This is a genomic window from Sorangium sp. So ce448 (genome assembly GCF_051520915.1).
Lineage (GTDB): Bacteria > Myxococcota_A > Polyangia > Polyangiales > Polyangiaceae > Sorangium > Sorangium cellulosum_B.
In genome coordinates this window covers 11,887,072-11,906,342 of record NZ_CP150343.1, presented here as the reverse complement: position 1 = coordinate 11,906,342, position 19,271 = coordinate 11,887,072, and the positions used below count along the sequence as shown (strand labels likewise).

11 protein-coding genes are annotated in these 19,271 nt (G+C 73.5%); 5 read left to right on the top strand and 6 right to left on the bottom strand.

All coding sequences use genetic code 11. The annotated features are described in order from the left end of the window. Positions 1–355 precede the first annotated feature (355 nt). The 3 genes from WMF45_RS44860 to WMF45_RS44850 all read left to right on the top strand — a co-directional run bounded on the left by WMF45_RS44860 (position 356) and on the right by WMF45_RS44850 (position 5,151). A complete protein-coding gene (locus WMF45_RS44860; RefSeq protein WP_437712904.1) occupies positions 356–1,897 on the top strand; it encodes a vWA domain-containing protein in 1,542 nt (513 codons plus the stop codon). Between the two features lie 525 nt (positions 1,898–2,422). Then, a complete protein-coding gene (locus tag WMF45_RS44855; protein WP_437712902.1) occupies positions 2,423–3,619 on the top strand; it encodes an aminotransferase class V-fold PLP-dependent enzyme in 1,197 nt (398 codons plus the stop codon). Positions 3,620–4,287: 668 nt separating this feature from the next. After that, entirely contained in the window at positions 4,288–5,151 is an 864-nt protein-coding gene (locus WMF45_RS44850) for a hypothetical protein (RefSeq protein WP_437712900.1), read from the top strand. Positions 5,152–5,234: 83 nt separating this feature from the next. On the opposite strand, the gene WMF45_RS44845 is transcribed toward WMF45_RS44850, so the two are convergent. Then, on the bottom strand, positions 5,235–5,555 hold the full coding sequence (locus tag WMF45_RS44845; protein ID WP_437295945.1) for a hypothetical protein: 321 nt from the start codon (positions 5,553–5,555) through the stop codon (positions 5,235–5,237). Between the two features lie 1,602 nt (positions 5,556–7,157). Here WMF45_RS44845 and WMF45_RS44840 point away from each other — a divergent pair. Both WMF45_RS44840 and WMF45_RS44835 read left to right on the top strand, forming a co-directional pair. After that, positions 7,158–8,780 (top strand): thiamine pyrophosphate-binding protein, encoded by a 1,623-nt coding sequence (locus WMF45_RS44840; protein WP_437712898.1) that lies wholly within the window; start codon positions 7,158–7,160, stop codon positions 8,778–8,780. A 5-nt stretch (positions 8,781–8,785) separates the two neighbouring features. Then, positions 8,786–9,307, top strand: coding sequence for a M17 family peptidase N-terminal domain-containing protein (locus WMF45_RS44835; protein WP_437295943.1), 522 nt, complete (start codon positions 8,786–8,788; stop codon positions 9,305–9,307). 38 nt (positions 9,308–9,345) lie between these two features. On the opposite strand, the gene WMF45_RS44830 is transcribed toward WMF45_RS44835, so the two are convergent. The 5 genes from WMF45_RS44830 to WMF45_RS44810 all read right to left on the bottom strand — a co-directional run bounded on the left by WMF45_RS44830 (position 9,346) and on the right by WMF45_RS44810 (position 19,249). After that, on the bottom strand, positions 9,346–11,412 hold the full coding sequence (locus WMF45_RS44830; protein ID WP_437712896.1) for an ATP-binding protein: 2,067 nt from the start codon (positions 11,410–11,412) through the stop codon (positions 9,346–9,348). A gap of 439 nt (positions 11,413–11,851) precedes the next feature. Then, a complete protein-coding gene (locus tag WMF45_RS44825; RefSeq protein WP_437712894.1) occupies positions 11,852–12,667 on the bottom strand; it encodes a hypothetical protein in 816 nt (271 codons plus the stop codon). 62 nt (positions 12,668–12,729) lie between these two features. Then, positions 12,730–15,093, bottom strand: a complete 2,364-nt coding sequence (locus WMF45_RS44820) for an AAA family ATPase (RefSeq protein ID WP_437712892.1) — start codon at positions 15,091–15,093, stop codon at positions 12,730–12,732. A gap of 131 nt (positions 15,094–15,224) precedes the next feature. Continuing rightward, positions 15,225–16,202, bottom strand: coding sequence for a universal stress protein (locus WMF45_RS44815; RefSeq protein ID WP_437712890.1), 978 nt, complete (start codon positions 16,200–16,202; stop codon positions 15,225–15,227). Continuing rightward, positions 16,196–19,249 carry a glycoside hydrolase family 65 protein gene (locus WMF45_RS44810; protein ID WP_437712888.1) on the bottom strand — a complete coding sequence of 1,018 codons (3,054 nt, stop codon included), beginning with the start codon at positions 19,247–19,249 and terminating at the stop codon, positions 16,196–16,198. The genes WMF45_RS44815 and WMF45_RS44810 overlap by 7 nt, the downstream gene beginning before the upstream one ends. Positions 19,250–19,271 lie beyond the last annotated feature (22 nt).

Sequence of the window (19,271 nt, the reverse complement as noted above, 5' to 3'; positions counted from 1 at the left end):
ATCGTGTGTGGGCGCCGCGCTCCGGCGATCGCCCGTCGACGGTCGTGAATGAGCAAGAGCTGAACCATCGATAGAGGGACGTCGGGAGTCGCAGATCTCGCGAGATCTCGAGATGTGCCCTGGAGTCAGGCAGGGACGACCCATGGACGTGTGCTCGGAGGGGGCTCCGGACGCGGGAGGGCGGCCTTTCGCCGGTGCGAGGGCCGCGGCGGTGATGCCGATGCCGGCTCTCCCGGAGATCTTTTTTTGGCCCGGTCCGTAGAAGCCGCGCGCTGCGGGGACCGGGAGATCGCGGCGGAGGGACGCAGGACCCTCCCTGGGCCGCGCCATGGCTTGCGGCGGAAGGAGCTTCTCGATGCGGACGATGCTCGCTGGATTGCTGATGGGATGGGCGGCTCTGGGCTGCACGGCCAGCGCGGCGGCGCCTCCGGGCACGACCGCCGCGGCGGTGGCGGCCGCGCCGGGCGCGGCGGCGCGGGAGGAGGGCGCGAAGGGGGAGGAGGCGGCGAAGCGGGTCGCCGTGGCCGCGGCCCCGACGGAGCCGGCCGAGCCCTCTGCGGCGGCGGCCGAGGCGCCGTCGTCCCGGCCGGAGCCGGCGCCCGCGGGGAGCCAGGGCGTCTGGATCGGCGCCGCGGGCGCGAGCGCCTTCGCGCTGCCGGGGACGCGCGAGACGCAGCTCGGCGTGTGGATCGATGTCCCGGCGGCGCGCGCGGCCCGCGGACAGCCGCGCGCGCCGGCGGCGGTCGTGCTGCTCGTGGACGCCTCCGGCTCGATGCAAGGCCCCAAGATGGAGAACGCCCGCGCGGCGGCGCAGGCGTTCGTCGACAGGCTCCCCGACGGCGACCTCGTCTCGGTCGCGTCGTTCGCCGACACAGCGCAGGCGCGCGTCTCGCCGACGGTGCTGGGCCGGTCGACGCGGCCCGCGGTGGCGCGCGCCATCGCCGCGCTCGGCCCCGACGGCAGCACCAACCTCTTCGCTGGGCTCCAGCTCGCGGAGCAGCACGCGCTCGCGGCGCCGTCGACGCACGCCGTCCGGCGCGTGGTGCTCATCTCGGACGGCCAGGCGAACATCGGGCCTTCCTCTCCCGACATCCTCGGGGCGCTCGCCCAGCGCGGCGCCGCGCACGGGGTGCAGATCACGTCGATCGGGGTGGGGGCCGACTACGACGAGCGCACGCTCAACGCGCTCGCCATCGGCTCCAGCGGCCGGCTGTACCACCTCACCGAGGCCCGCGAGATGTCCTCCGTCCTCGAGCGCGAGCTCGCCCTGCTCCAGACGACGGCGGCGACGGGCGCGTTCGTCGAGATCGTCCCCGCGCCCGGCGTGGAGCTGCTCGACGTCCCCAACGAGCGCACCGAGCGCTCCGGGGACGCGCTCCGGGTGCTGCTCGGCACGATGTTCGGCGGGCAGCACCGCGAGATGCTCGTGCGGGCGCGGGTCACCGCGCCGGCGGCCGGCTCCCACCCGCTGGCGAGCGTGCGGCTCCACTTCCGCGACGCCGAGAGCGGCAATCTCCCGCGCGTGCAGGAGGTGGTCGCCCGCTACGATGTGACGAGCGATCCGGCCCTCGTCGCCGCGCACCAGAACGAGAAGACCCAGACGATCGCCGCGGTGATGGAGGCGGGCATGATGCAGCTCGACGCGGCCCAGGAGGTGAGCGCGGGCAATTTCGGCGCGGCCGAGGCGAAGCTCGCCGCGGCGGAGGACCGGCTCCGGCAGCAGGCGGCGCGCGCCCGGTCGGACAAGGAGAAGGAGCGCGCCGTCCAGGCGGCCTCGACGCTGGCGAGCGCGCGGAAGACCGCGCGCGCGGCCGCGGCGGCTCCGCCCTCACCCGCGGCGCGGCGCATGGAGGCGCTCGAGATGAACAGCGCCTCCCCGGTCTGGTCGGGCCGCTGATCCGGCGCCGCCGCCGAGGTGCGCCGCCGGCGCCCGCCCGTTCTGGCGCCTGCCCGTTGCGGATGCCTGCCTGTCGCCGCTGACGCCTGCCCGCTGCGGATGCCTGCCCGCTGCGGATGCCTGCCCGTTGCTGATGCCTGCTGGTCGCCGCTGACGCCTGCCCGTCGATGACGGGCCGTCATGGCGGGCAGGCGCGGCGTCCACCATGAGAGGGCAGGTGCGGTGTCCATCATGGGATTGAAGATGTGGTGTCCATCGTGGGAGGGCAGGTGCGGTGTCCATCACGAGAGCGCAGATGCGATGTCCGTCATGGGACGACCGGACGCGATGTCCATCATGGACGGGTTGACCGGCTCTGCACGACCGGCGGCACCTGGTCATGGTTGATCCATGATTCAACATTGACGATACAATCCATCATGGACTGGGAGCTGCTCCGCGCGTGGCCCTCGACAGGGGTCGGAGCCCGCGCGACATTGTTCCGGGCCCTCCGGCACGTCGCCTCCCCGGGGCCCGCTCCTCGCCATGAACCCGAACGCCTTCCCGGAGTCGCGCGCCGCCGCCGTGCGCGAGCTCTGGTCGCTCGACCCGGCCGTCACCTTCCTGAACCACGGCTCGTACGGCGCCTGCCCGCGCGCGGTGCTCGAGGCGCAGCAGCGCTACCGCGAGCAGCTCGAGCGCGAGCCCGTCCGGTTCTTCCTTCGCGAGCTGGAGCCGCTGCTCGACGGGGCCCGAGGCGCGCTCGCCTCGTTCGTCGGCGCTGACCTCGACGATCTGGTGTTCGTCCCCAACGCGACCGTCGGGGTCAACACGGTGCTGCGGTCGCTCTCGCTGCGACCCGACGACGAGCTCTGCATCACGGATCACGGGTACAACGCCTGCAACAACGCGGCCGAGGCGGTCGCGGCCCGCGCCGGTGCGCGCGTCGTGGTCGCGCCGGTGCCGTTCCCCATCGAGGCGCCCGAGCAGGTGGTCGAGGCGGTGCTCGCGCGCGTGGGGCCGCGGACGCGGCTCGTGCTCGTCGACCACGTGACGAGCCCGACGGGGCTCGTGTTCCCGGTCGCCTCGCTCATCGCAGCGCTCGCGGAGCGCGGCGTCGACGTGCTGGTCGACGGCGCGCACGCGCCCGGCATGGTGCCGCTCGATCTCCGCGCCCTCGGGGCGGCCTATTACACCGGCAACTGCCACAAATGGCTCTGTTCGCCGAAGGGCGCGGCGTTCCTCCACGTGCGGCGGGACAAGCAGGGCGCGGTCCGCCCTCTCTCCATCAGCCACGGCGCCAACTCGCCGCGCACCGACAGGTCGCGCTTCCTGCTCGAGTTCGACTGGACCGGCACGGCCGACCCCAGCGCGGCGCTCTGCGTCGCGGACGCGCTCCGCGCCATGGCCGCGCTCGTGCCCGGCGGCTGGCCGGCGCTCCAGGCGCACAACCGGGCGACGGCGCTCGCCGCGCGCGACCTGCTGTGCGAGGCGCTCGGCTGCACGCCGCCGAGCCCCGACGCGATGATCGGCGCGCTCGCGACGGTGCCGCTCCCCGACGCGCCGTCGTCCCGGCTGCGCCTCGATCCGCTCCAGGACGCGCTGCTCGAGCGGTGGGGGATCGAGGTGCCGGTGTTCGCCTGGCCCGCGTCGCCCCGGCGGCACCTCCGGATCTCGGCCCAGATCTACAACGACAGGCCGCACTACGAGCGGCTCGCGGCCGCCCTCGCCGCGCTGCTGTAGCGGCGCGCGGGAGGGCCCGGCCCCGCGCCGCTGCTCCGCGGCGGGGCGCCGCGCGGCGCTCGCCTCTGCCTCCGGGCCGCCCCGTGCCCGTTTCGCCGCGGGTCGGCGCTCGCGTTGGCCGAGGCGCGTTCAGCGCTCGCCGGAGCAGACCGCGCGCGCCCGCCGAGACGATAGGATGCGCGCTCCAAGGAGACACGATGCCACGTCGAATCCTGGTCTTGTCCTCGCTTTCCTGGCTGGCGGCGACCCTCGCGGCCGCGCCCTCCGCTGCGCAGCCCGCGACGCCTCGCCCGACAGCTAGCCCTGCGCCCTCCGCGTCGGCGGGAGCGCCTCCGGCACCGGGTGCACGGCAGCCGCCCGCAACGCCGGCGCCGGGCACCCCGCAGCCGCCGGCTTCAGGCACACCGCAGCCGCCCGCGACGCCTGCGCCGGGCTCACCGCTGTCGCCCGCGACATCGGCACCCGGCACGCCGCAGCCGCCGGCCTCAGGCACTCCGCAGCCGCCCGCGACGCCGTTGCCCGGCGGGCCGCCGCAGCCCCCGGCGCTCGGCGCGCCCGAAGCGGGCGCACCTGAGCCAGACGCCTCGCCGCTCGCGCCGGCAGAGGCGCAAACCGCGCCGGGAGCCGCCGGGCCGCCCTCGGACTCGGCGCTGCCTGACCGGAAGCCGGTGGAGGCGGGCCGCAAGGGCAGCACGCCGGCGCCCTGGGCGCTGTCCCTCTCGGACACCGAGCTGGGGCCGCCGCCCGCGCGCGGGTCGGGCGGCAGAACCATAAACGAGCGGGCTGTCCCGCTGAGCCAGCGTGGCGCGATTGGCCTGGAGACCTCCTCGTTCACCGGCGGCGACGGCGAGGTCTCCGGGCTCGCGGTCGCCCTCTTTGCCCGCATGCCGTTCGTCCAGCACACGTTCCTCGATGTCCGACTCCCGTTCGGGCTCGCGATGGCCGAGCGCACCGACGCCGTGCTCGGCAACGTGACGCTCGGTGCCCATCACGTCGCCCGCGTCGGCCGGACGTTCTGGCTCACGGTGGGCGGCGACGTCGGGCTCGCGACGCTCTCGGGCAAGACCCACCTCCACGCCAGCTACGAGCCCGTCGGCGCCAGCCGGGCGTACTGGGATCTCCACGAGTACTTCCCGAGCATCCTCCCCATCCACGCGCGCCTCGGCGCCGAGGTCCACGTCGGCTCATGGATGATCGGGCGCTTCCAGCTCGAGCCGGTGCTCTACATCCCGCTCGGCCGCAACAAGGAGTACGAGGTCGCGATCCAGCACGCCGCCGAGCTCCAGATCGGCCACGGCATTGGCGGCGGTGTGCGCGTGCAAGGGATGGCGCTGCCCACGTTCGACAACGTGAGCATCCGGCACGCCGTCGCCCGCAATCTCTACGTCCTGGCCGTCGAGCCTTTCCTCGCGATCGAGCGCGACCTCGCGTTCGTCCGAACGGGCCTGCTGCTGCCCTTCGACGAGGAGCTCGGCCCGCCGCTCGACCATACATGGGGCTTCCACTTCACCGCGGGCGTCCGCGTCGACTGAGGCCCGCGGCCGGCGCGCCCGGCCGCGGGCCGCCTGCCTGGCGGCCGAGCCCGCAGCGCACGAACCTGCACCCCCGCTCCAGCCTAGGCGCCGCGCGCGCGGCTCGCTTCACCGATCGCGTGCGTGATGTGCCCCTCCAGCTCGCCCGCAGGCAGCTGCTCGGACTCCACGACGACGAGGCGTGCCCCCGCGTCCTCCGCGAGCAGCTCGAAGGTCTTCGGCGCACGATCGTGCAAGTGGCTCGGCAAGACGATGGCCAGCGGGCGCAGGCGGACGGCCACCCCCCACGCCGAGCCCGCATCGCAGGAGCGGACGAGGAAACGAGCCCGCGCTGCAACCCTCCGGCAACGAGCGAGAAAATGGGGGCTGCAGTCGAGCGCCAGCACCATGGGTATCCGGATCAACTGACTGCTACTAGGGGGCTCCGACATAGGAAGATGCTACTCCAGCGAAGCGCGATTGCGCGTCCTCTTATCCCGCATAACCGATACAGAGCCTTCCCGAAATAGAAAACAACAAGCTCGCCAGCTCATGTAAGCAGTCACGCGTGATTTTGGTGTATTGGGTAACGTTCTGTGAGCGCAGGATATTTGAAATGAACGCTGCGAGAGGGGGAGGCGCCAGCGCACGAGAGCCCCCGCGGGAGCGCGCGCAAAATCGCCGAGAATTCGGCCCTCCTCGCGCTGCAACACGAGCGCGTGATGCGCTGAGCGATCGCGCGTTGATGAAATGATGCACCATGGACGGAGAAGGTCTCGGCGCATACCAGTGAAAGCAACATGGCGATCGGGTGTCGGGAACGCCCGGACGGGTGAAGTCGGCGCACACGTGGTAGACGCCGCTCGGGACGTAGGTTGTGAAGGCAGCGTCCACGAGAGCGTCGCACAAGATGGCTCGTGTTCACCCCTGACGCTGCCCAGATCGCCGCAGCGGATCCACGCCTCCAGCCCGTCGAGGTCGGCACGCCGCAAAGGAGTTGGCGAGCACACGTCATGGAGATGTTGTGTCATCGCCACGCGGCAGGCGAGCCGCGCCAGCGCCGCCATCGGCCGGACCCGCTGCCCGGCCGCCGCGGCCCTCCCTCGTCGCGCGTCAGGCATCACGGCAGGACGCGCCGCGCGCGCCCCGCGAGGGCTCGGTGAGCTCGACACGCCCTGTGTTGCCAACCACCCAGCGCCCGCCGAGCGCCGCGACGGCGCTGAACCGGTTACGGTCCTCACAGAAGCTCGGGGGCGCCAGCCACCCAGCGCCCCCCGAAATGTTTCCGCCAGGTTACGGGGCGCGCCGACGACGGAGGCGACCGCCGGCGGCGCGACGGCCCAGCCGGCAGAGAACCGGACCCTCTCCGAGGCCGGCGGCTGCAGGGCAGGAGCACCGGGGAGAGGTCGAGAGAGGTGGCGGTGTCGAGCTGGCACCTGCAATAAGGTTCCAACTATATCATCTCGTGGCCCGGATAGAAGAGAACAGCGTCGGGGTTGTGATCGCAAAGGCGTCGGCCGTCGCGGTGGGGCGACGACCTCGCGTCCAAGGTCGGAGTCGGCGCTGTGGCAGGGCTGTATTTTTACAGCAACGCCCTGCGAAGGGGGGTTATCCTTACTCGGCGGTCGGATAGCCGACCTGATCGGGCGATAGCGTGCATCACCCGCCAGGGAGGCGGCGCGCGCGCCAGCAAGCGGGTGGTGCTCTGATCCCGAGAGAGCTCAGACGAGGTCGGTAGGTTAGGAAGAACACTTGCCTACCACCCGGACAATGGGGGTTTCAGGCGGACACGACCCCCCAGCTCCGGTGATGTTTTGACGAGTGGATACCTCGACGCGGCGCCGCAGCGCGACGGTCATGCGGCCGTCGACGCGTGGCCCGGGGGCTCGTCCCCGGAGCGCCGGCCCGGGGCGCCGAGCGGCCCGGGCGGGCGACGTGGCCGGGGCGGCGCGCTCGCGCACGGGCGGCGGCGCGCACCGACCGCTCGCCGGCAGGACGCTGGGTCGCACATGGTATATGCCGGCCTCATGGCGCAGGTGCACGGCGGCAGGCTGGTCTCGAAGGCCCTCGCGAGACACGGGGTGACGCACCTCTTCACCCTGTGTGGCGGGCACATCCAGGCGATCTACGACGGGTGCCTGGATGACGGGATCCGGGTGGTCGACGTGCGACACGAGCAGACCGCCGGACATGCCGCCGACGGGTACGCGCGGGTGACCGGGAGGCCGGGGGTGTGCGCCGTCACAGCGGGGCCGGGCGTGACGGACGTGGTGACGGCCGTCGCCAACGCCCAGCGCGCGGGCGTCCCGATGGTCGTCCTCGGGGGCGCCGGTCCGCGCGCCCTCGCCGACATGGGCTCGCTTCAGGACATGAACCACGTCGAGCTGATGCGCCCCATCTCGAAGTGGAGCGTCTCCGTCCCCTCGACCGATCGCATCCAGGAGTACGTGGACTCGGCCTTCCGCATCGCCCAGGCGAACGTGCCAGGCCCGGTCTTCCTCGAGATGCCGCTCGACCTGCTGATGAACTACGCCGGCGACGACGCGCCGGCCACCGCGCCCGCGGCCCCGCCTCGCCCCGGGGGCGACCCGGCCGCCGTCGCGCGGGCCGCGGCCCTGCTGAGGGACGCCGAGCGGCCCATGTTCATCGTCGGGAGCCAGCTCCGGTGGTCGCCGCGGCGCGACGCGCTGCGCCGCTTCGCCGACGCGGTGAAGGCGCCCTTCTACCTGAACGGCATGGCCCGCGGCGCCCTGCCCCACGCGCACCCGGGGCTCATGAGCCGCTCGCGCCGCTTCGCGCTCTCGCAGACCGACCTCTGCGTGGTGCTCGGGACCCCCTTCGACTTCCGCCTCGAGTACGGCCGCGCCGTCAGCCCGGCGGCCAAGGTCGTCCAGATCGATCTCGACGGGAGCGAGCTCGGCAAGAACCGCCGCGTCGACGTCGGGATCGACGGGGACAGCGGCGTCGTCCTGGAGCAGCTGCTCGCGGAGGTGCCCGACAAGACGGCCGCGGCGTGGCTCTCGGCCGTGCGCGAGGCCGAGGAGCGATCGCGCGCGAAGATGCTGGCGGAGATCGCGAGCGACGGCGACCCGCCGAACCCGCTGCGCGTCTGCGCGGAGATCGGCAAGCGCCTCGGCAAGGACGACATCGTCATCGGCGACGGAGGGGACTTCGTGGCCACGGCCGCGAACGTGCTGAAGCTCGAGTGGCCGCAGCTCTGGATGGACCCCGGCCCGCTCGGGACCCTCGGGGTCGGTCCCGGCTACGCGATGGCGGCCAAGCTCGCGCGGCCAGAGGCCAACGTGGTCCTCGTGTACGGCGACGGATCGTTCGGATTCCACGCGCTCGAGTTCGAGGCGATGGTGCGCCAGGGCATCCCCGTCGTGAGCGTGATCGGGAACGACGCGGCCTGGACGCAGATCCGCCGGGGGCAGGTGGAGCTCTACGGCGAGGGCCGCGCGCCGGCGACGTCGCTCGACTTCACCCGGTACGACCGCGTGGTCGAGGCGCTCGGCGGCTTCGGGGCCTTCGTGGAGCGCGTCGAGGAGCTCGGGCCCGCGCTGGACGAGGCGTTCCGGTGCGGCAGGCCCGCTTGCGTCAACGTGAAGATCGCGAAGAGCGACTTCCGCAAGGGCGCCATCAGCGTCTGATCCACGTGGAATTACGGTTCATCTCCCCCGACCTGCAGAGCCTCGACGAGCTCGACTCGGAGGTGCTCGCGTGCGCCCCGTTCAGCGACGCGCGGCCGGCCCACGGCGTGGCCGGCCTCTGCGACTGGCGGCTCGGCGGCCGGATCTCCGAGCTGAGGCGGCAGGGCCTGATCACCGGCGAGCTCGGCGAGGTCGTCATGATCCCGTGCAAGCCGCGCATGGCGTTCGACAAGCTCGTCCTGTTCGGCGCCGGCGAGCGCGACGCGTTCGACGAGGCGGTCTTCCGCGAGATCGTGCGCCGGATGCTCGCCACGATGGGCGGGCTCTGCACGCGCGCGGCCGTGGTGGAGCTCCCGGGGCGACACGACGGGCTCATCCCCGCCGAGCAGGCGGCCGACGCGCTCCTCGACTGCGCGGGCAGGGAGCGCGGCGACAACGTGTGGACGCTGGTGGAGCGCGCCGAGGGCAGGCAGCAGATCACCCAGCACATGATCGAGCAGCGCCGCCGGGTGCGGCGGGCGCTCTAGTCGCGCGGCGCGCGGCGCGCGGCGCGGCGTGGAGGGCGTCAGGCAGGCTCCTTCGGCAGGTCGACGGTGAAGGTCGCCCCCTCGCCCGGCCGGCTGTCGACCTGGATCGTCGCCCCGAGCGCGTCGGCGATCTGCCGCACGATCCACAGCCCCATGCCGAAGCCGCTGTAGTTCTCGCTGGAGACGGCGCGCTCGAAGCGCTCGAAGATGCGGGCCTGCTGCTCCGGGGCGATGCCGATGCCGCGATCCCGCACCGTCAGGCGGGCGCGGTCCGCGAGGTCCTCCAGCGTGACGTCGATGGGCTTGCCGGCGCCGTACTTGACGGCGTTCGACAGGAGGTTCGTGACGATCTGATCGAGCCGGAGGCGATCCCACCGGCCGACGATCGAGGCGGGGGCCGACAGGTTGACGGGGCAGCCGGCAGAGCAGAGCTCCTCGCGGAACCGCTCCAGCGCCTCGTTCACCGTGGCCGCGAGATCGACGTCCTCGAGCTCGATCTGCAGGCGGCCCGCGGAGATGCGCGAGATGTCGAGCAGGTTCGTGATGAGCCGGGCGAGCCGCTCGACCTGCCGCTTGATCATCTCGAGCCGCGGCGTGGCGCGCTCGGCGGTGAGCCCGCCGCGCTTGCCGGCCCGCAGGAGGCCGTCGACCTGCAGCTGCATGGGCGTGAGCGGCGTGCGGAGCTCGTGTGAGGCGATCGTGAGGAAATCGTCGCGCGCGCGCACCGCGAGCTGCGCCTCCCGGTAGAGCCGGGCGTTGTCGACGGCCAGCGCCGCGCGCCGCGCGAGATCCTGCGCGAGGTCGAGATCGACGGCGTCGTAGCGCCGGTGCGTCGAGGCGAACGAGAGCGTGCCCAGCGTGCGGCCGCGCGCCGTCAGCGGGACCGTGAGGTGCGAGGCGAGCGAGAGCGAGCGCAGCGCCTCGTAGTGCGCCTGATCGAACGAGATCGCGCGGACGAACGAGTCGGTCACCTTGGGGATGAGCTCCGGCTGCGCCGTGCGCAGGACCCTGCCGATCCCTCGCCCGGCAGAGTCGGCCGTGATCCTGCCGAGGAGCTCGGTCGCCATCGCCATCGAGGGATCCGCGTGGGCGGTCACCTGCCGATCGATCGCGCCGGACTCGTCCTGCAGCAGGAGCACGCAGATCGACGCGAAGTCGGGGAGCGCGACGCGGACCACGCGCCGCAGCGTCTCCTCGAAATCGAGCGACTCGCCGAGGATCTGCCCGGCGGAGACGAGGATGCGCTGCGCCTCGTGGACGCGGCGGCGCTCCGTCACGTCGCGGGTGACCTTCGCGAAGCCGCGCAGCTGCCCGGACTCGTCGAAGAGCACGCTGATCACCTCGTTCGCCCAGTAGCGGGTGCCGTCCTTGCGGACGCGGTAACCCTCCTGGATCGAGCGGCCGGTCTCCACGGTGGACTCGAGCTCCGCGACGGGCCTGCCGAGCTCGACGTCCTCCGGCGGGAAGAGGACCGAGCAGTGGCAGCCGATGATCTCGTCGGCCCGGTAGCCGTTGATGCGCTCGGCGCCCGGGTTCCAGCTGGCGATGCGGCCCGCGGGGTCGAGCATGAAGATGGCGTAGTCCTGGACGCCCTCCACGATGAGGCGGAACCGCTCCTCGCTCTGCTTGAGGCGCCGGTCGGCGCGCGCCTCCGCCGCCTCCATCTCCCGGCGCAGGAGGAGCTCGCGCATCCTGCGGTTCTCGTCCTCGTAATGCTTCCTGCGCAGCTGGGCGCGCAGGCGCGCCTTCAGCACCGTGAGCTCGCCCGTCTTCGTCACGAAATCGTCGGCGCCGGCCGAGAGGGCGTCGAGGATCGCCTTGTGGTCGTCGCGGCCGGTGAGCATCAGCAGCGGGATCGGGCGCCACGAGGCGTTCGCCTTGATGCGGAGGCACGTGGCCGGGCCCGACAGACCCGGCATCACCATGTCGAGCAGAATGCCGTCGACGCGCGCCACCGTGAGCCGCGCGAGCGCCTCCTCCCCCGAGTGGGCGAGCACCGGCAAGTAGCCTTCGTCGCGCATCGCCGCCGCGACCTGGTTCAGGTACGTGGGGCTGTCGTCCACGATGAGGATGCGATGGGACGGCGTATCCGCTGGGCGGTTCACGGGAGCCTCCGGGGCGGGCTCCTGTGAGCGAGGGGAGTCGCCAGGACGGGGCGCGTGAGGCTGGTTGAACCGGTGGAACACCCGCCGATCACCCCCCGTGGCGCCTCCACCCTCATTGGCCACCCATACAGGTTGGCATGCGTTCTCCCCCGGTCGACGCGAAAAGGCTACCTGGCCCGATGCACTTTGCGTACAGCATCCTCTTTCTACCAGCCGCCAGGCGCTCGCAACGTTGCTTAACCCACCGCGAACCGGAATCGCCGGGGAAGCGCACACGATGCGCGCTGTGGGCCTCGAGCGCCCGGAGCCGGCAGAGGGGAGCTTCCCGCGCGACAAACCAGGGAAATGACGCTTGACAAGCGGCGTGACGATCCGAGTTGCGCGTGACTCGGCGGAGCCAGGCCTGGGCGGCGCGGAAGATCGGAGACGCGCGGATCCGTCAGCCCTCGTCGATGAGCTCGATCATCGCGGCTCGGGCGGGCCCGCCCGCGGGGATCCAGCGGCAGAGCTCGTCGACGCCGACGTCATCGACCACCCGGCGGAGCTCCGCGCGCGCCGCGGCGGGCTCGCCGAGCGCGGTGAGCGCGTGCGCGCGGGTGATGCGGTAGCGCTGGCGCACCTCGGTCGGCTCTTCCCGCTCGCCGTCGCGAAGGCCGATCAGGGAGAGCGCGCCCTCGACGTCGCCGGTGCGCACGAGCACCGCGGCGCGCGCTCCCCGCACGAGCGGCCGCACCGACGCCGACGCGCGCTCCTCGTCCAGGTCCGGGAGGAGCCGCCGGGCGGACTCGATGTCGCCGGCGCAGAGCTGCCACTGGGCGAGGTTGCTCAGGACGAGCACCCGAACCTGCGGAGGTATCCAGTCGCGAGGCACGTCGCGCAGCGAGGCGGCCGCCGCCTTGTAGCTCCCCTCCCAGGCGAGCGACTGGCCGACGGCCTGGGCTGCAAAGGCGTAGATGATCCGCGGATCGTCGAGCTCGGTCGGCGGCGTCAAGGTGCGCTCCGCCGCGCGCGCGGCCGGCCGCCCCGTCCGCGGGAGCCGAGGCGCCCCGGGCGCCTGGCGCCAGGATCGACCGGGCCTCGTGGCGAAGCGCCGCCGGGCGATGCCGCCGAGGAGGATCAGCAGCGCGATCGCGGCGGCGGCCGCGCAGGCGGCGCCGAGCGAGGGCGATCCATCACGCCACCGCGCGAGCGCGCCCCACGCCAGCAGCGGCGCCGCGGCGCCGGCCGCCGCGAGCAGGAGGAGCCGCCGCGTCATCGGCGGGCTCCGGCGTGGGTCGGCGCGGGTTCGGCCGTGCGCTTCGCTGCCATCGGCCCTCTTCAGCGCTCCCTGAGCATTCTTCGAGGATCCGCGCTCGTCCCGCCCTTCGGCGTGTCGGCGATCACCTGGTGGAAGCGCTCGAGCCGCTGGTCCGCCGCGTGGAACACGGTCCCCTCCGGGTACCTTCCGTCCGCGTCGGCGACGCCCGCGGGGACGCCGGTGATGATCTCGATGCCCTCCTCGACGGAGCTCACCTCGAACACGTGGAAGCGGGCGGCCTCGATCGCCGTCACGACGTCGCCCCGCAGCATGAGCGCGTCGCGGTTCGCGCTCGGGATCAGCACGCCCTGCTCGCCCGTCAGGCCCTTGGCGGCGCACAGATCGAAGAAGGCCTCGATCTTCTCGTTGATGCCGCCCACGGGCTGGATGCTCCCCTGCTGATCGATGCTGCCCGTCACGGCGAGCTCCTGCCGGATCGGGACGCCGGAGAGCGCGGACAGGAGCGCGTACAGCTCGCTCGACGAGGCGCTGTCGCCCTCGATGGGCTCGTAGGTCTGCTCGAAGACGAGCGAGGCGCCGAACGAGAGCGGGCGGTGCTGGGCGAACCGTGCCGCGAGGAAGCCCGTGAGGACCAGCACGCCCTTGCTGTGGAGCGGGCCGGACATCTCGACCTCGCGCGCGATGTTCACCGGGCCCTCGCGGCCCGGGTAGACGACCGCCGTCACCCGGCAGGGGCGGCCGAACGTCTGCGGGCCGTCGGACAGGACCGAGATGGCGTTGACCTGCCCGACGCGCCGGCCGGTCACGTCGATGCGGATCGTCCCGTCCGAGAGCAGCTCGTGCACGTGGTCGCGGAAATGGCTCCCGCGGCGCCGCGCCGCCTCGAGCGCCTCGTTGACCTCGGGGCCGTCGACCACCTTGCGGCCGCGGCGCTGGGCCCGGTAGCCGGCCTCGGTCGCGACCTCGGCGATGAGCCCGACCTGGGCGCTCACCTTGGTCTGGCTCTCCGCGAGGCGGCCGCCGTGGAAGAGGAGCGCGGTCACGCCGTCGGCCGTGATCGGCGGGAGGCCGCGATCGTGCGCGAAGCCGGCGAGGAACGCGGGGTACGTGAGGAGCGCCTGATCCAGCGAGATCGTCGTCTCGAAGCGCGCCTGCACCTTGAAGAGCTGCGAGAACTCCGGATCGGCGTCGTGCAGGTCCTGGTAGAGCTGCGGGTTCGTGACGAGGACGACCTTCACGTCGATGGGGATCGGCGGGAAGAGCAGCTCCTCCGCGGTGCCGCGGAAGTACGACGGGTTGTGCTCGGGCACGATGAACTTGCCCGCGAGGAGGCAGGCCTTGAGCTGCTCGTAGAGCGCCTCGTTCTTGAGGAGCGCGCCCGCGGGCAGGATGAGGAAGCCGCCGGCCGCCTCGTGGAGGGCGCCCGCGACGGCGAAGCCGGGCTCCGGCGGGAAGCCGGAGTCGGGCGGCGCGTGGGTGCGGCCGAACAGGGCGGTCAGCGTGGGGTAGGGGACGTCGACGACCGGGGCGCCGGAGTCGGGCGTGTGCTCCGTGAGGAGCGTCGGGACGACGACGCCGCGCGGGAGGGTGGCGCCGCCCTCCTCGCCGCGCGCCTCGTCGACGAGCAGGCGGAACTCCTTCGACACGACCGTCTCGACGTCCGCGAGGAAGGCGCTGATGTCGTTGCGCCCCTCGAAGCGCGCGCGCACGGGCTGGAAGCAGGCCTTCACCCCGTCGCTGAGCAGCTGCTTCACGACGCCGCGCAGCTCGACGTCGGCCTCGTCCTGCACGGTGGCGAGCCGCATCTCGAACTCCTCGATGGATCCGGCGATGGCGAGCAGGGCCTCGCCGTCCGGCGCGTTGGCGGCGTCCTCGATCGAGGTGATCTGCACCTCGTCCTCGCCGCGCACGAGGTCGAGGCCGAGCTCGCGCGCCGCGGACTTGAGCTGCTCCTCGAGCCGCCGCTCCTCCGCGTTCACCCGGCGCTGGATCTTGCCGCGCGCCTGCTTGAAGCGCTCTCCCTCGGTCGCGCCGCGCAGGGCGTCGACGAGCTTCTCGTGGAGCTCCTCCATCGCCTCGACGAAGGGGCGCCCCTCGCCCGGCGGCAGCGACAGGACCGTCGGCTCGCTCGGGCGGTGCGGGTTCGGCAGGAGGAGGATGTCGTCGGGCGTGGGGCGGCTCGCCGCGATGCGCTTCGCGACGGCGCGCGCGCAGAACGTGCGCCCCGTGCCGGGCGCGCCGACGACGACGACGTGGAAGCGGGGCTGGCGGATGTCGAGGCCGAAGGCGAGCGCGGCGAGGGCGCGCTCCTGCGAGCCGATGCCCGCCGACAGCGGCGCGACCTCCTCCGTCGTGGAGAAGCGGAAGCTCTGCGGCTCTACGATCTTTCGACACTCGCTGGGGGGCAGCTTCCGGGAGACCATGGCGGCGCACCATAGCGCCTTTCGCCGGTCGTTGGCGTGGAGCCCGCCCGGCGAGGCGCCCGCGCGCCGATCGAGGGCCGCGGGAGCGCCTGGCCGCCGCCGGGGCCCGCCACGCGTCACGTGGGCCCGCGCTAGCGCCGCAGGACCAGCACAGGGCACGGCGCCCGGGCGAGCACGTCGCGGATGACGGCGCCATGGTGATCGGCGAGCTGCCCGTGCCAGACCAGCACTACGAGGTCGCTCGCCAGCTGCCAGGCGAGGCGCGCGATCTCCGCCGCCGGCTCGCCCTTGCCGAGGAAGAACCGCGTGGAGACGCCGTGGGGGCAGTGCCCGATCGCGCTCAGGAACCGGGCCAGGAACTCCTCGGTGAACGCGGGCCACTCGTGCTGGGGCTGGTCGACGTAGAGGGGCGCCACCATCGCGCCCGGCTCGAAGGGCACGGGCGTCGACACGGGCGGCCCGTCGTCCGCGGCCTCCCGCGGCGAGGCGCAGCCGACCAGCACGATGTCGAGCTCGGCGCCGAGCTTGCGGGCGACCTCGCCGACGGGCGCGATCACGCTGGCCGTGCTGGGGTTCCCGTCGAGCGGCAGCAGGATGCGCTGGAGCCGCGGCGGGGAGGGCTCCTCGCGGATGACGAGGACGCCGAGCGCGGCGGACTCCAGCGCGCGCGCCGCGAGCTGGCCGACGCCGAAGCGCTCGTCGGTGGGATCGTCGGCGTGCGAGGCCACGATCACGAGCGCGGTCCCGTAGCTCGCCATGGCGGACGCGAGCGCGCCGGGCGGATCGTCGCTCGCCTCGACGTCCAGCACCATGCCCTGCAGCGCCTCCGGGGCGATCCCGAAGTGGGCCGGCACCTCGCTCGCGTCGATCGGCTCCGTGGAGAGGCACAGCCCGCGCAGCGGGGCCTCGAGCCCGTGGGCGATGAGCCGCCCGAGCGCGATGGCGCCGAGGTGCGCGTGGCGGCCGTGGAGCGCGACGACCACGCTCCTGCGCTGCAGGCCGCTCTGCGGCGGGCGCTCGTCGGCCTCCTCGAGCGCCTCGTGGGGCAGCTCGGCCTGGGGCGGCGCCCCGAGCTCGACCGGGGACCCGTCGCGTGCGGCGCTCAGCATGGCGTGATCTCCTCCCATGGCGTGACGCGGCCGCCCAGCCGCCGCGTCGCATAGCGGCGGCCCGGCTCCGCCAGCACGGCGCAGGCGGGCGCGCCCGCGTCGAGCAGGCAGATCGGCAGCGGCGCGCCCCCCTCCAGCGCGACCTCGACCGCCCCGTCCTCCACGTGGATCTCGAGGGCGCGGCCCCGCCAGGCGATCGGGATCTTGAGGTGCCGCCAGCCCGGCAGGAGGTGCGGCTCGATCCCGATCGCCTCGTCCTCGTCGGGGCACGGCGGCGCGTGGGGGAGCGCCTCCGAGAGCGCGCTCCGCGGCACGCGCGTGACGCCGGCCACGCCGAACGCGACGGCTTGCCAGAGGCCGCCCATGGCGGCGATGTGCACGCCCCCCGCGGCGTTGCCCATCGTGTTGCCGAGGTCGATGTCGGCGGTCTGCTCGAAGTAGCGCTCGGCGTGGGCGTGGAGATCGAGCCGGGCGGCGACGAGCGCGTGGGCGCTGGGGCTCAGCGAGCTGCCGTGGGCGGTGCGCGGCTCGTAGTAGAGGAAGTTGTCGCGCCGGGCGCTCGCGGGCACCGCGCTCCAGAGCAGCGCGATGAGCTGCACGACGTCCGCTTGCTTCACGACCTGGCAGGTTTGCGTCCGCTCGCGCCCGAGCAGGACGTCCACCGGCGCGCTGCGCACGGCGTAGTCGGCGATGGAGAACGGCGCGAGGCCGAAGTAGCCCGCGAACTGCTCGATCAGGCCGGTCTGCGGGTCGATCCCGAGGAGCAGGCGGTCTGCGACGTCGCACCAGCGGTCGGGTTCGTCGGGCCGGAGGTCGAGCCGCGCGATCACGTCCGCGCGCGCGACGTTGCGCCGGACGAGCGCGGCGGCGATGCGGAGGTTGTGCCGCGCCATCCAGTTCGTGAACGCGTTGTCGTCCACGGTCTCGTGGTACTCGTCCGGCCCGATCACCCGCCGGATGTGGGCGTGGCCATCCGGCCCGAGCTCGGCGCGGCTCGCCCAGAAGCGCGCCGTCTCGATCAGGATCTCGGCCCCCTCGCCGCGCTGGAAGTCGAGATCGCCGGTCGCGCGGACGTACGCGTGCACCGCGTACGCGATGTCGGCGCTGATGTGGTGCTCCTGCTCGCCGGAGAGCACCCGGACCACCTCGCCGAACGGCGTGACGACGAGCGGCGGCGTCGTCTCGTCGCCCGTGTCCGCCGACTCCCACGCGTAGAGCGCGCCCTCGTAGCCGAGCGCCTTCGCCTTGCGGCGCGCGCCGGCGAGGGTGCGGTGCCTGTAGAGGAGCAGCGCGCGGGCGGCCTCGGGGTAGCAGTGCGTGTAGAACGGGACGAGGAAGGTCTCGGTATCCCAGAAGACGTGGCCGCGGTACGCCTCGCCGCTGAGCCCGCGCGCGCCGATCGAGCAGCGCGGGTCGTCCGGGTTCGCGGCGCCGATGAGGTGGTAGAGGGCGAACCGCAGCGCCCGCTCGATCCTGGGGGCGCCGTCGATCTCGACGTCGGCGTGGCGCCATCGCTCCGCCCACGCCTGCGTGTGCTCGCCGAGCACGTCGGCCATGGCGCGGCGCGACAGCTCGTCCTGGAGCGCCTGGCCCGCCTCGCGCGGCGTGGGCGTGTCGCGCGACGTGTGCAGCGTCGTCGTCCGGAAGAGGCGGCGCTGCTGGGCGACGCGGACGCCGACGTCGCACCGCTCGGCGACGGATCGCGCGCCGGTGGTGCGCTCGCAGCGCGCGCCCTCGAGGGCCTCGAGCGGGGGCGAGCTCTCCGCGGCCTGCTCCGGGAGCTCGCGCAGGTGCGAGGTCATCGCGGTCACGAGCCCGCCGTGCGTGTGCCCGACGAGCAGCAGGCTCTTCGCGCCCGCGTCCGCCGCGAAGCCGGCCCAGTGCGCCGCGCCGCTCGCGCTTCTCACGTCGCCGCTCAGGATCGCGTCGACCCGGATCGTCCCGGTGAAGTTCAGGGGGGCGATGCTGAGCGCCTCCATGAGGACGTGGCGGTTCGCGAGCGACGCCGCGTGGAGCGTGTGCAGGTGCGTGAGGTGGCCTCCCTCGTCGCGCCGCAGGCACTCGCGCAGCAGCACGCCGCGCCGCATGTCGAGGGCGCGGCGGTGGTGCAGCACGCCGCTCTTCTCCGCGGAGAACGACTCGCCCTCGATGGCGACGCTCAGCCGGCCCCAGTCGGGGGAGATGACGAGCTCCGGCACGCGGCTCACGTCGGCCGAGGGCTCGAACGCGCCCGCGATGAACGTCGCCGGCCGCGACACGCTCGACCCCTCCGGCAGCGACGCGCGCGAACCGAGGTAGCCGTTGGCGATCGCGAGCAGCGACTCGATCTCGTGCTCGCGCGCGATGTCGAACCCTGGCTCCTCGATGAGCCACGCGGCGTCTCGGGGCGCCGCGAGCGAGCCGAGCTCGCCCTCGAGATCCCGCTGGAGCGCGAGGATCTCGAGGAGCCGCTGCGCGCCGGCCGTCGCGTGGACGGCGCCCGCGAGCTCCGGCGCGCCGCGGAGGCCGCGCGCCGCGGAGACCGCCGCGCCGTCGTGTGGTTCGCGTGATTCGCGTGATTCGCGTGATTCCGGCGAGATCGCGAGCCGATCGGGCGGCTCGATCCGGAGCGGCGCGATCACCTGGGCGAGCAGCGCGGCGACGGCGGAGCGCCCGTCCGGCTCCGCGCGGGCGGCGAGCGCGACCGCGGCGCCGCGGCGATCGAAGCCGTGGAGCTCCGCGCCCTCGAGCGCGCCGAGGAAGAGCCGCCTGCGGTTCTCGGCGCGCACGCCGCGAGCGAGCCGCCGCGCGAGGTGGGGCATGGCCTCGTCGGTGAAGAGCGCCACGCGCACCCCCATCGCGAGCAGCGCGTCGAGCAGCGCCGCGGCGCCGTCGGCCGCCTCTCCGAGCAGGCCCGCGTCGATCGCGATGAAGCGGAAGCGGTGGTGCAGCTCGGCCGGCAGCTTGATCGCGCTCGCCGGCGCGTTCGCGATGGCGGGGCTGCCCGATCCGCCTCGCGCGAGGACGGCTGGCCCGGTGGCGCTGTCTTCTGCGAGCAGCGACGACATCCTCGGCTTCTCCTGGGGGCCA